The sequence below is a fragment of the Streptomyces liliifuscus genome (assembly GCF_016598615.1).
Taxonomy (GTDB): Bacteria; Actinomycetota; Actinomycetes; order Streptomycetales; family Streptomycetaceae; genus Streptomyces; species Streptomyces liliifuscus.
The window spans coordinates 5,598,426-5,612,467 of sequence record NZ_CP066831.1 but is presented as its reverse complement, the minus strand read 5'-3'; the positions used below and the strand labels follow the sequence as shown (position 1 = coordinate 5,612,467).

The window sequence follows — 14,042 nt, the reverse complement described above, 5'->3', positions numbered from 1 at the left end:
TATTGGGCAGCGTCGCATGGCGTCGCACGGCAGGGAGTCACGACACATGGTGGAGATCAAGACGGACAAGGCGCTGGAAGCGATGCGGGAAGCGGGTCGCGTCGTGGCCCACGCGCTCGCGGCAGCCCGCGCGGCGGCGGCTGTGGGAGTTCGCCTGCGCGAGCTCGACGAAGCCGCCCGTGCCGTGCTCACCGAGGCCGGGGCAAGCTCTCCGTTCCTGGGCTACCAGCCCTCCTTCGCCCCGGTCCCCTTCCCCGCCGTGATCTGCGCCTCCGTGAACGACGCCGTCTCGCACGGCATCCCCGGCGACTACCGTCTGCGCGACGGGGACCTGGTCAGCGTCGACTGCGGGGCGGAACTCGACGGCTGGACCGGCGACGCCGCGATCAGCTTCACCGTCGGCACCCCTCGCCCCGCCGACGTCGAACTCATCGCCGCCACCCAGCAGGCCCTCGACGCCGGCATCGCCGCCGCCACCGTCGGCCATCGCATCGGCGACATCTCCCATGCCATCAGCACGGTCGCCCGCAAGGCCGCCTGCGGTATGCCGTCCGACTTCGGCGGCCACGGCATCGGCCGCCAGATGCACGAGGACCCCCACGTCCCCAACCACGGACGCCCGGGCCGCGGCTTCCCCCTGCGCCACGGACTGGCCCTCGCCATCGAGCCCATGCTCATGGCCGGAGGCCACAACGACTACCGCACCGACCCCGACGGCTGGACCCTGCGCACGATCGACGGCAGCCAGGCCGCCCACATCGAACACACCATCGCCATCACCGAGTCCGGCCCTCGCATCCTCACCCTGCCCTGACAAGGACCGCGAGCCCCGACCACCAAGGCCGACGGCGGCGTCAGCCCTCCTCGAAGAGCTGCCCCGCCTCGGTCGCATGCACCGCTCGCTGCGCCCAGAGTTCCAGCTGCTCCAGGTCGGTGCAGGCGCGCACACGATCACGTACCGAGTCGGGAACCTCGATGCCCCGCCACTCAAGAATGTTCAGGGTCATCCCGGCACGGTCCTCGAGCCGGCCTTCTTCCCGGCCCTCCTCCCGGCCCTCTTCACGGCCTTCCTCCCGCACCTTCTCGGCGACCTCGTGCCGGAAGAAGTAGTTGATCGCCGTCATCAGGTCCGTCCAGATCTGCTGCGCCTGGGGGTCGACCAGGCATGACTCGGTCACCTTCTCGGCCGTGAACGGCCGAGCTTGTGCACTCAGTCGTTCACACCTTGTCGCACTCCCGACTGCCCCCTACGACGGGACGGTCACGGGTCGCATCTCCCCACGGTCCGGCCTGTTCAGGCCGGTGTGGGGACGGGTGTGGTGACGAACACCCACGCCGAGCGTGCGCGGTTGCGCACGTTGACCCCGGCGACGACATCGGCGGGCCCAGCGAGGCCGCACCGACGACAGGAAAAATGGTCCCGTGTGGACCGGTTGGCCCGCTCGGTGTGCCCGCAGCGCGGGCAGCGCTGCGAGGTGTAGGCCGGATCCACTTCCAGGAACGGCACCCCGGCCCGGCGGGCCTTGTAGGCGAGATGCTGTCCGAGCTGGTGGAACGGCCAGGAGGAGAGCGTGGCCCGCTGGTCGCGGCGAAGCCGTACCCGCTCGCGGATGCCGTCGAGCTGCTCGACGGCGATCCCGCGACCGGTGCGTTGCGCGACGGACACGATCTCCTTGCTGATCCGATGGTTCACATCCGTGGCATGACGCTGCTCCTTCTTCGCACGAGCACCCAGACGGCGGGTTGCCGAACGGGTGCGCCTGGCCTGGAGTTCGGCACGTTTGCGGGCCTGCCAGCGCCGGTAACGGTTCAGACGGCGGCCCTGGTAATTGCTGCCGTCGCTGGTGGTGGCGAGGTTGACGATGCCCCGGTCCACACCGATCCAGTCGACCGGCTCGTACACCTCCGGATCGGGCAGGTCGCACGTCGCGATCAGAAACCACTTCCCGCCCCGCCGGACCAGGTCACTCTCGCCCCTGCGGTACTCGGCCAAGGTCTTGAGCTGGTCCGGCGAGCCGGTGTAGCGAATGCCCCGCATCCGCCCGTCCACCGTCCAGATCGACACCGTGCGCGCGTCCGTCTGCCAGGACAAGCACCGGTCGTCGAACGGCTGCGCGGCCTCCGGCCGGAAACCGACCGGCGCGCCGACGGCGCTGCGGTAACGCTTGGACCCCGGACCGCCCAGCCGCCCGGCTTTCAGGCCGGTCGCGAGTGCGCCGTAAGCGTCGACGACCTTCTTCACCACCCGCACCGCGGGCTGCGCCGACAGCCCGAACGCGGCCTTGATATCCGCGTAGACCAGCTTCTGCAGGCCGTTCCGATCCTTCACACCCGACGCGAACGCAACCTGCGAGACGTGGTCGGCGGCCCGGTTGCAGGCACGCAGGGTCGCCAACAGCGCCGCCGCCTGCTCCGGCGACGGCAACAGCTTCACCTGCACCACCAGCTTCATGACATCGGACCGTAGTACGACCACCACACACACGAACGCACACCCTCGACAGATCACCACTTCCAGTGACCCATAGGGCGGTTGTTCGCATCTCCCGGACCGACCAGGAAGACCGGGCCGCATAACCAACGTCTCTACGCAACCAGGGGATTGACACCATGACCACGCCCCAGAACTGGCAGAAGTCGTCGTTCTCCGGCGGCGATGGCAACAACTGCGTCGAACTCGCCTCGATCCCCGGCACCATCCACCTCCGCGAGAGCGACGAGCCCTCCATACAGCTCGTCACCACTCCCACGTCCTTCTCCCACCTCCTCCGCTGCGTACGCCTCGGCCGCGTATGAAAGTGGCCCGGGACGCCAAGTCCCGGGCCACTCGCACGCCTTCAGCGGGGCAGGGTCAGGAAAGAACCCCCGCTCCCGTCGTCTTCAGCAGTTCCGTCGGCAGGGTGGTCGCCGAGGTCTGGAGGCCTGACGTCAGGGTCGGCTTCCAGTTGACCGTGGTCTTCAGCTTCTTCGAGTTCGCCGAGTTGTACGCGGCGACCAGGTCCGTGGACTTGCCGTTGACGAGGTTGCCGGTGCCGGCGACCGAGCCCGTGCCGTCGCCGCTCAGGAGCTTGGCGACCTTCGCACCGGACGGCAGGGTCCAGGAGTTGTGCTCCGCCACCACCTGGGCCTTGGCACGGGAGTCGAGGCTGTACTTGGGGGCGTACCCGTTGAGGGTCGTCGTGTCGTAGACGTTGTTGTAGAGGTGGATCTGGCCGATGCGGGCCAGCGGGGCGCGCTGGGTGATGCCCTTCCACACGTTGTGGTGGATGGAGACGCGCAGCTTGCCGACGCTGTCGGTGTCGCTGCTGCCGATCAGCATCGTCTTGTCGTGGTTGGTGAACTGGTTGCGCTCGACGGTCACCAGGTCCGAGCCGTTGGTGATGTCGAGGGCGCCGTCGTGGACCTGGTACTTGCGGCCGAAGTGGGTCTGCTCCGACTTGTCGAAGAACGGTGCGTCGCTGAACGTGTTGTGGTCCGCCCACACATGGGTCGCGCCGCGCAGCGTCACCGAGTCGTAGTTGGAGTTCCACTCGCCGGCGGAACCGTCCGTCGGATCCCACTGCGGGAAGCAGTCCTCGGTTGCGGTGAGGGAGAGGTTGCGGATGATGACGTTGTCGACATCCTGCACCTGCAGACTCCCGCCGGTGATCCCGGCCTTGGTGCCCGGGACGCCCACGACGGTGGTGTTGGCCGGGACCCGGAAGACGATGTTCTTCTTCTGCTTGGTCTGGGCGGCCGCGCGTGCCTTCTCCTGCGTGCCCGAGGGCGCCTTCTTCCCGTACGTGGCCGGGTCGAACGCCTTCAGATACGCCGAGAGTGAATAGCCCGTGCCTGAGGCGTAGTCGGCGCAGGTCAGCTTCTTGCCCGCGTCGTCCGTGTTGGCGTCGATCGTGCCCTTGATCTTGATGATCTTCGGGGTGGAATCGGTCGCCGAGCCGAGCGCCTTCACCAGCTGGGCCCGGGTGCTGACGGTGAAGGTGTGCGCGGAGTCGGCCTTCGAACCGCCGGTCGTGCCCGAACCGGACGCCGCCCAGCCGTCCTTGGCGGGCAGGGCCTGGTGCGCCAGGTCGACGGCACCCGCGTTCGCGTTCATCACGAAGGGGACGGCGCCGAGACCCGCGGCCGCCACGGCGGCGACGGAGAGAAGAGCGGTGCGCCGCTTGCGGAGGGACCTGCGGTGGGAGGGGGATGCCACGGATGAGTCCTTACGTGGTTCTTGTGGGGCTCGTGCGTTGTGTGGAGCCCCTGTGAACGGGGTTCCGACTCATCTGTGGTCGCGGAGATCGGAAAGGTTGCTCTCTTCTTTCAGGACACCCCTCAGGACACCGCCGGCCCCGTGACGAACCGTCCCTTCGCGTCGTACGGCCAGACGTTGGGCTTGCAGCCGAGCATCCCCTTGATCTGCTGCATCATCGCCGGGGCCGGCTTTCCCGCTCCGGGGCACGTCACATGGCCGTGGCCGAGGAAGTGGCCGACCTCGTGGTTGATGATCAGCGCGCGATAGGCGTCCACGTCGGCGGCGTAGACCGGGGTCGCCAGCAGCCACCGCTTGAGGTTGACCACGACGTCCTTGCCGACATTGCAGTTGACCTCACCGCGCGTGTTCAGGCCGTACTTGCCACAGATCGCGTCCACCGTTCCCGGCGTGGCGAGCCGTACGACGAAGTCGGCCGTACCGCTGGAGACGCGCCGGAAACCCGAGCGGCCGTCGGCCGTCCAGCCGCGCGGGTCGGCGAGTATGCCCTCCACCTGCTCGGCGACATCGGCGGGCGACTGCGTGAGGCCGTTCTCGACGACGACCTTGTAGCTCAGGACCCGGCTGCCCTTCCCGACGGTCCCGCTCCCCCCGCCTGCGGTGGCGAACGTCCCGGGGCCCGAGGCCGGGATGTCGGGCGCGGAGGAGGACGAGGACGCGGAGGGGCTGCCCTTTCCGGACGGCTCGGTGTCGGCCTCCCCACCGGTCTTCCCGGCGTCCTCCTCGGCGGGCTTCCCGCTCGCCTCGGCCGACTCCGTCCCGCCGCTCGCCTCCGGTGTCAGGTCCGGCGTCGGAGCGGACGGCGACGAGGAGGCGGATCCGTCGGCGGCGTCGGAGGACGAGGACGTCGTCCAGTTCACGGCCACAGCGGCGGCGATCACCAACGCGACCAGCGCCGCCAGGCCGCCGAATAACGGACCCTTGCTCTTCCGGCCGCGCCCGCCGGACCGCCCGCCGGAACCCCCTGGGCCCCCGGATTGTGCGGAGCCTCTGCGACGACGCCGGGACGGTCGGGAGGCGGAGGGCCCCCTGGTCGAGGACGGCTTCGTGCGACGGGCAGTCGTGTTCATGGTCATCAAGAGTGAGTACGGCATGTGATGGGATATCGCTCAGCGAATAACGAAAAGATAACGGTCGATCACTCGTCCGGCCTATGTGATCGTCCCGTAACAGTTCCCCCGCCGACGCCGGTGGCTCCCTCAACTCTCCTGAGCCGTACGGATACTGAGCACATGCCACGTGTCCTGCTGATCGAAGACGACCGCGCCGTACGGGAGGGCGTCCGGCTCGCACTGCGCCGCCAGGGACACGACGTCACCACCGCCGGGACCGGCGAGGACGGACTGGCTCTGCTGCGGTCCTTCCGGCCGGACGTCGTCGTGCTCGACCTGATGCTGCCCGGCCTCAGCGGTCTCGAGGTGTGCCGCCGGATCCGTACCGAGGACCAGGTGCCGATCATCATGGCGACCGCCCGGGGCGACGACACGGACATCGTGGTCGGGCTGGAGGCCGGGGCGGACGACTACGTCGTCAAGCCGGTGCAGGCACGCGTACTCGAAGCCCGCATCCGCGCGGTCCTGCGCCGGGTCGGCGGCGCGCCCAACCCCGACGGCATACCGAAGATCGAGAGCCACGGCGACGACGGCGAACTGACCATCGACCGGGCCGGGTTGGCCATCGCCAGGCGGGGCGCACCCGTCGCCCTCGCCCCGTCCGAACTGCGGCTCCTGCTGACCCTCTCCGCCTCGCCCGGCCAGGTCTTCTCCCGGCAGCAGCTGCTGGAGGCGGTCTGGGAGCACAGCTACCACGGCGACTCCCGGCTGGTGGACGCGTGCGTCAAACGGCTGCGCACCAAGATGGGCGAACCCGCTGGCAGGCCGCGCTACATCCAGACGGTGCGCGGCTTCGGCTACCGGTTCCAGTCCCGGTGAGCCACACCTGGATGCGCGGGTGGGCCGGGGCCGGACAGGTGACCCGGTGAAGCGACCGCTGCGCGGTCTGCGTGGCCGGCTGCTCATCGCCTTCGTGCTCGTCACCGCCGTCGCCACCCTCACCACCGGCGCCCTCACCTTCCGGGAGGCCCGCATCGCCGTGCTCCAGCAGAGCCAGGACACCGTCATCAAACGGCTGCGGGCACACGTCGACGGCCTGGCACCCGGCATCACCTACCCACCGACCCAGAGCGACCTGGAGTTGGTCGCCCGGGAGGTGGCCGCCGCCGAACCGGCGCAGAACTGGCGGGTGTTGGCCACCTACCGCGGCCTGCGGGCCACCTCCAGACCACAGGACACCTTCACCGAGCTGACACCCGACATGCGGTCGGCCGTGGACTCCCGGCGGGCCGCCGTCTTCCAGCGGGTACGGACGGACGGCCGCTCCTCGCTCGTCGTCGGCCTCCCGGTCACCTTCGGCGAAACCGCCGAACGCCCCGCGTCCGGGATCGCGGTCTTCCTGACGGTGCCGCAGACCGGCGAACAGGGGTACGTCGACGCCCTGGTCACCGCCATCGGACGCGCCGTCGTGCCCGCCCTCGGCCTCGCCGTCCTGCTCGCCCTGCTGGCCGCCCGCGGAGTGCTGCGACCGGTACGCGAACTGCGCCGCGCCACCCGGAGCATCGCCGAGGGCCACCTGGACACCCGGCTCGCCGTCAACGGATCCGACGAACTCGCCGACCTGTCCCACACGTTCAACGAGACCGCCGCCGCGCTGGAGGAGTCCGTGGCCGAACTGCGCCGCATGGAGGCCCGCGCCCGCCGTTTCGTCGCGGACGTCTCGCACGAGCTGCGCACCCCGCTGGCAGCGATGTCGGCCGTCACCGACGTCCTGGACGAGGACGCGGCCCGGCTCGACCCGGACACCGCGATGGCCGTACGGCTCATCAGCGGGGAGACCGTGAAACTGGCCCGGCTCGTGGGCGACCTGATGGAGATCTCCCGCTTCGACGCGGGCGCGGCCGGCCTGCAACTGGACGACCTCGACCTCGCGGAGTCCCTGCGACGCACCCTCGCCGCCCGCGGCTGGCAGGACACGGTGGACACCCGGCTCCCCGGACCCGGCGAACTGCGCGGCCGGGTCGACCCGCGCCGCCTCGACGTGGCCGTCGCGAACCTCGTCGGCAACGCACTGCGGCACGGCGCACGCCCCGTACAACTGCGCCTGTGCGCACGGGAGATGCCGGACCCGACCGACGGCACGGCGTGGGCCGTCATCGAGGTGACGGACAGCGGGCCCGGCATTCCCCCGGACGTCCTGCCGCACGTCTTCGACCGCTTCTACAAGTCGGACACCGCCAGGACCCGGTCGGAGGGCAGCGGCCTCGGACTCTCGATCACGGCGGAGAACGTCCGGCTGCACGGCGGTACGGTCCGGGCGGCGAACCGGGCGGAGGGCGGCGGGGCCGTGTTCACGGTCGAGATCCCCCTGGTCCAGGAGGAGAAAGAGGAAAGAGAGGAAGAAGAGAAAGAAGAAGTGAAAGAGAAAGACGAAGAGGTACGAGGGATATGAGGCGGCTGCTCACGAGGCGCGGGCAGCGGGCGGTGCGGTCCGGGCTTTCGCTCACGGCCGCCGCGTTGCTGCTCTCCTCCTGCGGGATTCCCTCGACCGGTGTGGTGGAGGCGGGAGAGGCGGCCACCGGCATACGGCCGGCATACGTCCTCTACTTCGTCAGGCAGGACACCCTGCTCGGCGTCCGCAGCCAGGTCCCCGGCACCCTCGACATCGGAACGGCGGTGGTACTGCTGTTCCGGGGGCCGGACGACCTCCTCGGCCTCAAGGGCCTGACCACGGAACTTCCGCCGCTGACGTCCCCACCGACCGTCCGGGCGGACGGGGCGCGGGTATCGGTCGAACTGCCCCGCGGCACCGGACCCCTGACCAGAACGGCCCTCGCCCAACTGACGTGCACGATCGCCGATGCCCACCTTGTCGCGTCCGCGGGTTCTGGGAGCGGGGGCGGGAACGACACGTCGACATCGACATCGACGTCGACGAAGGTGACCGTGACGATCCCCGGCGTCGGACAGTCCGAGGGCTCCACCGAGACGTGCCCCGGGTCCGCGACCGCGGAGTGACCGGGGTGCCGCGCGCGCCCGGCTGCAGTCCTGCGCGCGCGGCGAACCAGGCAGGTGTCAGGAATTCGGCTGAACCGGCGCCAGGTCACCCTTCTCACGGGTCGTCAGGTCGTCGTCGTCCTCGCCCGGTGTTTCCAGCTTCTTCCACCGCTCGTCCCAGACGAAGTCGCTGCCGTCCGTGTCACCGTGCGTCTCGTAGACTCGGCCGTTCGTCGTCAGCACCTTGACCCAGGCCTCTTCCCCATCGGCCGAGATGGAGATGGCGCAAGCGTTCTTGGGGTAGTTCCGATTGTCGCTGAGCTCCTCCCACTCGTAGTCGCCCGGCGGCGTCGAGGAGAGGTACCGCCGCTGCCCGACGAACGCCTTCCCGTCGGTCAGTACGGCGCTGTACTCCTCGTCGTCACCCGCGGCGACCGAGTCGATGTCAGAGCACTCCTGCTTGTCGCGGTCCCGGTCCTCGCACTTTTCGTGAAGCGGTCCGCCGGGGGTCTGAGCCTTCCCCTCCGGCTGGTACTTCTCGTGGTGCCCGTTCTCCTTCTTGCAGTCGTCGTCGTTCGACGGCTCCGCCACGACGCTGCCGGCACCCGGGGTGACCGAGGCCGACGCGGGAGTCGCGACGCCGGCGAACACGAGGGCGAGGGAGGCGACAGCGCCGCCGGTCAGCCACGCGCCACGGGTGGCAAGCGGGCTCAGAGAGGACTTGGCCCTGAGTACAGGACTCATACACTGCTCCTTTGATCCGAATGTACAGGTGTGCGAGAGCACCGGAAGCGAGTTCGAGCTTCCCCTGCAAACATCGGGTCGCAGACGCAACGACTGAAGGACTTCTCCGTACGATCAACACATCAGCCGACACGCGAAACTCCAATGGGTTCCTGCGCGAAAGCGAATCGGAAACCGGGTGCTCGGCAAGCCACATCAAGGCGGACGGGGTCGCGTACCGACGGTCTCCCGGGTCGAGTCGCCGGCAGTTGTGTTGCCGTGAAGCCGCCGATCTGCCTCGGCGCGATTGCGAGGGGCAACCGTCGGAAACGAGTCGAACAAGGCGAACGTCTCGAACACACCTTGCATCCGCCCGGAGTCCGAGGACTGTTACGGTGGCCCCGCCTGTGGCATGTCCACGATTCATCCGTATGGTTTCGCCATGGCAGTCCCCGAGGTCATCCCGATCGCCTACGAGCCGCGCCACCGCACCGAGGCCATCGGTCACTACGCGGAGGGGCAGTTCCTGGGGTCGATCACGTACGCGTTCCCCGAGGGGTACCGGCCCGACGACGGCTGGGAAGAGCACAAACGTCTCTACGCGGTGCTCCACACCTTCGACGCCGAGGGCCGTTACCGGGACTCGGACATCTGGTGTGCCGGCACGTGGGCCGAGCAGCAGCGCGCCCCGCACGGCCAGGACTCGGTCCTCGCCCGGGCCCAGGCCCACCTGGCCAAACTCCTCAGAAGCCTCCCCCGGCGCCGCTACACGGACATCGCGATCCGTCCCTTCCGGCTCACCGTCGACGGCGTGCTGTTCGGCATGCTCACCGGCGAGGACGAAGGGGAGCCCTGGGCGGAGCTCTACCCGGACCGGCTGGGCTTCGGCCCACCTTGGGACGGCCTGTACGAGACCTGATCCGCCTGACAGGCCGTGGCCCCGGACCTGACCCGGTCCCTAGCTCATCTGCGCCTTCACATGGTCGATGACCTCGTTGAACTCCTTCGTCGGCGAGAAGTCGACGTACTCGCAGTCCTCAAGGGCCTCCGGTACGTGGCCGGGCGCCCAGTAGAAGGCCTGCCCCGCCTCGTAGACCTCGCTCCCGGCCTTGGTCCGCATCCTGAGCCGCCCCTTGAGGAGGTATCCCCAGTGGGGGCACTGGCACTGGTCGTCGGGCAGGCCCTTCACCGCCGGCGCCATGTCCGTCCCCTCGGGGAGGGTCGCGAAGGCGACGCTCATGCCGCCGCCCACTTCCTGCATGCGCAGTTCCACACCGTTGCCTTCGATCGCGACGGGAGTGTCGTTCCGCGTGGTTGCCGTCATGATTCCTCCATGGCCGGTCCGCTGCGGGGTCTCGGGATCCGCGTCTCGGGAATCTCCGCTCAGGGGATTCTCGGCGTCTCGGGAATCTCCGCCTCCTTCCAGTCTGGCCCCGGGGGCTACGGAGTGCGACAGCTCGTCTATCGCCGCCCGCCCCCGAAGCCTCCCTCCGGGGCCTCGCCCGCCGTCACCGTGGCGATCCGCTCGGCCGAGCCGAGGGTGCCCGAGGACGCCAGACCTCCGGTACCGGCACCCGACTTCGTGCCGCCCGAGTGGATCTCGTACTCCTCGCCGCTCTTCACCGCGGAGGACGAGTACACGACGTTCTGGATCGACTTCGAGGTGACGTACGTGGCGACCACCTTGCCGTCGGAGTCGACGACGTGGAGGGTCGTGCCGGCCGGGACCGACGAGTCGAGGGTGGCGGAGAGCCAGCCCTGTTCGGAGTCGGTGGACGGGGCGACGGCCATGCCCGCGCTGCCGGCCGCCAGCAGGACTCCGCCGCTGATGCCGAAGTCGCCGTTGACGTCGAGGGCGCCGTTGCCACCCTGCTGGGGGCCGTTGACGACGACCGTGCCGCCGGTGATCTCGGCGGTGCCGTTGGAGTCGAGCCCGTCGCCCTCGGAGTCGACGACCAGGGTGCCGCCGCTGACGGTGAGCTTGTAGTCACCGACGCCCTCACCACCGCCTCCGCCACCTCCACCACCCGGGCCTCCGCCGAAGCCGCCACCGCCCCCTCCGGAGGAACTCGTACCACCGGCCGCGTTGATCCCGTCGTCGCTGGAACGGATGTCCACCGTGCCGCCGTTCACGGAGATGTCGGCGCCCTCGACGCCCTCGACGGCGGACGTGACCTTCAACGTCCCCTTGTCGACGGTCAGATCGCCCTCCGCGTGCACCCCGTCGTCGCCGCTCGCGGCGGTCACCTTCGCGCCGTTGACGTGGACCGCGCCGTCGCTGTGGACGGCGTCGTCGGAGGCGTTCACAGCGACGGTGCCGCCCTCCAGGACGTTGATCACGCCCGCCTTCAACCCCTTCGTGGACGCGTCGTCCGAGGGCTGCGTACCGCTGCCGCCGCCGCTCTCGACGGTCAGGCTGCCACCGGTGACCACCAGGTCGCCGGCGGCGTCGACCCCGTCCCCCTCGGCGGTCACCTTCACCGTGCCGCCGCCGACAGCGACGTAACCGGAGTCCTCGTCCTCGGAGTTGTCGGCCTTGAGCCCGTCGCCACCGGCCGTGACGGTCACCGAACCGTCCTCGACGATCAGGTAGTCCTTGCCGCGGATACCGTCGTCGACGGCGTCGACCACGATCGTGCCGGAGGCGATCACCAGACCGTCCGTGCTCGCGATCCCGTCGTTGCCGTTGCCCCGCACGGTGAGCTTCCCGTCGCCCGTGACCGTCAGATCGGCGGCGCTGTGCAGCGCGGCATTGGCTTCGACATCATCGGCGTACGAATCGGCGTCACCCAGGGTGTTCTCGCTGCCGTCGGCGAGGATCACGACGGCCTCGTCCGCCTCGGTGACGTCGATCGCCGCACCGGAGGAGTGGGAGATCTCCGCCCCGTCGAGCACCAACTTCACGTCCTGGTCGGGGGCGTTGACGACGATCTGCCCGTCGGAGAGGGTGCCGCTGACGCGGTAGATACCGCCGGCGGTGATGGTCACGGTGGACTCCTTGACGGTCACCCCGTCCCCGTCGACGGAGGCCGAGTCGCCGTCGAGCCGGACCGTGACGGCGTCCGACTCCGCCCACTCGGCGTCGGAGTCCTCGGCGTGCGACTTCTTGTTGTCGGCGAGCACGGCGGCGGCGTCCTGGCCCCCGTCCACGGCGGCTGCCGACCCACTGGCACCCGAACCGGCGGACGAGGAACCGGAGTCGGAATCGGAGTCGCTCCCGGAGGAACACCCGGCCAGCGCGGCCGTGCCGAGCACCAGCGAGGCGAGGGCGCCGGCCGCCTTCGTACGAAACCGTCGTGCCGTCCGCGAGGACCTGCTCAGGTACGTGTTCATGCGGGGCTCCCGTCGAGCGCGGTCGGAAAGTGGCGCCGCAGTACGGGCAGCCAGCGGTTGGAGGGCAGGTCGGGGCGCAGGGCGGCGAGCCCGGTGCCGTACTTCGACACGGGACAGGGCCGATGCTTCAGCGACCAGAGCAGCCGGTCGGCACCGGAGCCCGCCCGGCCCGCCTTCGTCTCGACGATGGCCCGGTCCGGGGTACGCAACGCGGTCCCGTCGGGAAGCGCCCAGGTCAGATCGGTGTCGACGGTCAGCCGGCTCCCGGTGGCCGGGAGGAAGAGGGTCGTACGCCGGTAGTACGTGGTCAGCGCGAGTACGAAGCGCAGGCGCCCGGAGTTGATCCCGGCCTCGGCGAGCACGGTGTCGGCGTAGGCCCGGGCGCCGGGTCCGAGCCTCCGAACATCTCCCTCGTACGGGATGCGCTGCTTGACCGTGGTGCCGCGCGGGCCGCGCGTCTTGACCTCGAAGTAGTGCCGCCCGGAGTCGAGGTAGGTACGGATCCGCAGCTTGAACCGCCGTCGGCGGTGCCGGGCCGCGCCCAGGTACCCGTCCATCTCCGGGGTGTCGAAGTAGACGGACCGGTACGCGAACTCCCGCGCACCGTCCACGTCCAGGACGCGCGTGTCCTCGTCGAGGCCGCCGAGCACGAGGGGCAGATCGGCGACCGGCAGCATGTATTTGCGGTCCAGCCGGGTCAACAGAGAGGCCTGAGCGACGAGTTCGTCGAGCCCGATGGGCGGCAGCGCGCCGACCACGCGTGAGACGGGGGTGGTGGCTGTCATGCCCGCACTCCGCGCCCGCGGGGGGAATCGTCGGTACGGGGGCTGCTGCCCTCCCGGGGCTTGGCGACTGCCGCCCGGGACGCGTTCGGCACCACGTACCGAACCTCGACGAGGGTCGTGTCGTTGACGAGGTCGATCCCCTTGACCGAGAGGTTCAACACCCGCCCGCCCAGGAGCACTTCGAGGTGGGCGCGCAGGGCCTCCTCGTCGGTGTACGCGGAGTCCAGCCGCAGCTCCCGCTGCCGGTGACGCGGAAACAGCCGGGGATGGTCACCGGCGTACAGCGTGGCCACGACGAGCACCATCAGCCCGGCGTGGAGAAGGTCGAGGGACTCGGACAGCCCGGTCAGCAGACCGAGCGCCAACGCCGAGAAGTAGTACGCGATCTCGTGCTGCGCGATCTCGTACGACCGCAGCCTGATGATCGACAGAACCCCGAAGAGCCCCATCCCCATCCCGATCCCGACCGACGTCGACCCGAGCACCATCGCCACGGCGAGCACCCCGACATTGACACCGAGAAACGCGGCGACGAGATCCCGGCGGTGGTGCCGGGGGAAATAGACCACGAAGGTCAGGAGAGAGATGGCGACGAGATCGGCGCCCACGAGAAGCAACCGGTCCATGTCAGCGGTCTCCCTGGGGTCTGCCGTCGACTACGACGAATGCGATGGCTTCGGTGACTTCGATGGCTGCGCTCATGGTGACGACGATCGGTGGTCCACCTGTGGGATCCCTTTGGGTTTCCTTAACCAGCGTTGAGAAGTACGCACGGGAAATCCGAGGTGAACTGGACGCGGCAGAAGGCATGTTGTGTACGTCTTCCGCCTGGATCCGATCACTTCGGGCGTTGCCCTTTTGATGACAGAGAGTGGTGGATAAAGTCGCTGATGTGAG

14 protein-coding genes and 1 pseudogene are annotated in these 14,042 nt (G+C 69.4%); 6 read left to right on the top strand and 9 right to left on the bottom strand.

The window, feature by feature from the left end:
* Positions 1–46 precede the first annotated feature (46 nt).
* A complete protein-coding gene (gene map, locus JEQ17_RS24065) occupies positions 47–814 on the top strand; it encodes a type I methionyl aminopeptidase (protein WP_200397150.1) in 768 nt (255 codons plus the stop codon).
* 40 nt (positions 815–854) lie between these two features.
* Here the strand turns inward: map and JEQ17_RS24060 are convergent.
* Both JEQ17_RS24060 and JEQ17_RS24055 read right to left on the bottom strand, forming a co-directional pair.
* Positions 855–1,172, bottom strand: a pseudogene (locus JEQ17_RS24060) (hypothetical protein); the annotation flags it as partial.
* 122 nt (positions 1,173–1,294) lie between these two features.
* Positions 1,295–2,452, bottom strand: coding sequence for an RNA-guided endonuclease InsQ/TnpB family protein (locus JEQ17_RS24055; RefSeq protein ID WP_234048334.1), 1,158 nt, complete (start codon positions 2,450–2,452; stop codon positions 1,295–1,297).
* 158 nt (positions 2,453–2,610) lie between these two features.
* Here JEQ17_RS24055 and JEQ17_RS24050 point away from each other — a divergent pair, with 158 nt between their 5' ends.
* Positions 2,611–2,796, top strand: a complete 186-nt coding sequence (locus JEQ17_RS24050; RefSeq protein ID WP_200397149.1) for a DUF397 domain-containing protein — start codon at positions 2,611–2,613, stop codon at positions 2,794–2,796.
* Positions 2,797–2,851: 55 nt separating this feature from the next.
* On the opposite strand, the gene JEQ17_RS24045 is transcribed toward JEQ17_RS24050, so the two are convergent.
* Both JEQ17_RS24045 and JEQ17_RS24040 read right to left on the bottom strand, forming a co-directional pair.
* Positions 2,852–4,195 carry a pectate lyase family protein gene (locus tag JEQ17_RS24045; RefSeq protein WP_200397148.1) on the bottom strand — a complete coding sequence of 448 codons (1,344 nt, stop codon included), beginning with the start codon at positions 4,193–4,195 and terminating at the stop codon, positions 2,852–2,854.
* Positions 4,196–4,317: 122 nt separating this feature from the next.
* Positions 4,318–5,115, bottom strand: a complete 798-nt coding sequence (locus tag JEQ17_RS24040; protein ID WP_234048333.1) for a DUF3152 domain-containing protein — start codon at positions 5,113–5,115, stop codon at positions 4,318–4,320.
* Between the two features lie 372 nt (positions 5,116–5,487).
* Between JEQ17_RS24040 and JEQ17_RS24035 the strand changes: the two genes are divergently transcribed.
* The 3 genes from JEQ17_RS24035 to JEQ17_RS24025 are packed head-to-tail and all read left to right on the top strand — an operon-like array spanning position 5,488 to position 8,325.
* Complete coding sequence (locus JEQ17_RS24035; protein WP_200397147.1) at positions 5,488–6,186, top strand: response regulator transcription factor; 699 nt, start codon at positions 5,488–5,490, stop codon at positions 6,184–6,186.
* Between the two features lie 46 nt (positions 6,187–6,232).
* Entirely contained in the window at positions 6,233–7,759 is a 1,527-nt protein-coding gene (locus JEQ17_RS24030; protein WP_200397146.1) for a sensor histidine kinase, read from the top strand.
* Positions 7,756–8,325, top strand: coding sequence for a hypothetical protein (locus JEQ17_RS24025; RefSeq protein ID WP_200397145.1), 570 nt, complete (start codon positions 7,756–7,758; stop codon positions 8,323–8,325). The genes JEQ17_RS24030 and JEQ17_RS24025 overlap by 4 nt, the downstream gene beginning before the upstream one ends.
* 57 nt (positions 8,326–8,382) lie before the next feature.
* Here the strand turns inward: JEQ17_RS24025 and JEQ17_RS24020 are convergent, their stop codons facing one another.
* Positions 8,383–9,048, bottom strand: coding sequence for a hypothetical protein (locus JEQ17_RS24020; protein ID WP_200397144.1), 666 nt, complete (start codon positions 9,046–9,048; stop codon positions 8,383–8,385).
* A 421-nt stretch (positions 9,049–9,469) separates the two neighbouring features.
* Between JEQ17_RS24020 and JEQ17_RS24015 the strand changes: the two genes are divergently transcribed.
* Positions 9,470–9,946 carry a hypothetical protein gene (locus JEQ17_RS24015; RefSeq protein WP_200397143.1) on the top strand — a complete coding sequence of 159 codons (477 nt, stop codon included), beginning with the start codon at positions 9,470–9,472 and terminating at the stop codon, positions 9,944–9,946.
* Positions 9,947–9,985: 39 nt separating this feature from the next.
* On the opposite strand, the gene JEQ17_RS24010 is transcribed toward JEQ17_RS24015, so the two are convergent.
* From JEQ17_RS24010 to JEQ17_RS23995, 4 genes are all read right to left on the bottom strand, one after another.
* The gene (locus JEQ17_RS24010) at positions 9,986–10,351 is read right to left on the bottom strand and encodes a cupin domain-containing protein (RefSeq protein ID WP_200397142.1); all 366 of its coding nucleotides are present in this window, start codon (positions 10,349–10,351) and stop codon (positions 9,986–9,988) included.
* A gap of 137 nt (positions 10,352–10,488) precedes the next feature.
* Positions 10,489–12,360, bottom strand: a complete 1,872-nt coding sequence (locus JEQ17_RS24005; protein WP_200397141.1) for a carbohydrate-binding domain-containing protein — start codon at positions 12,358–12,360, stop codon at positions 10,489–10,491.
* The gene (locus JEQ17_RS24000; protein WP_200397140.1) at positions 12,357–13,145 is read right to left on the bottom strand and encodes a polyphosphate polymerase domain-containing protein; all 789 of its coding nucleotides are present in this window, start codon (positions 13,143–13,145) and stop codon (positions 12,357–12,359) included. The genes JEQ17_RS24005 and JEQ17_RS24000 overlap by 4 nt, the downstream gene beginning before the upstream one ends.
* Complete coding sequence (locus JEQ17_RS23995) at positions 13,142–13,771, bottom strand: DUF4956 domain-containing protein (protein WP_200397139.1); 630 nt, start codon at positions 13,769–13,771, stop codon at positions 13,142–13,144. Before JEQ17_RS23995 ends, JEQ17_RS24000 begins: the two co-directional genes overlap by 4 nt.
* Positions 13,772–14,042: the final 271 nt, after the last annotated feature.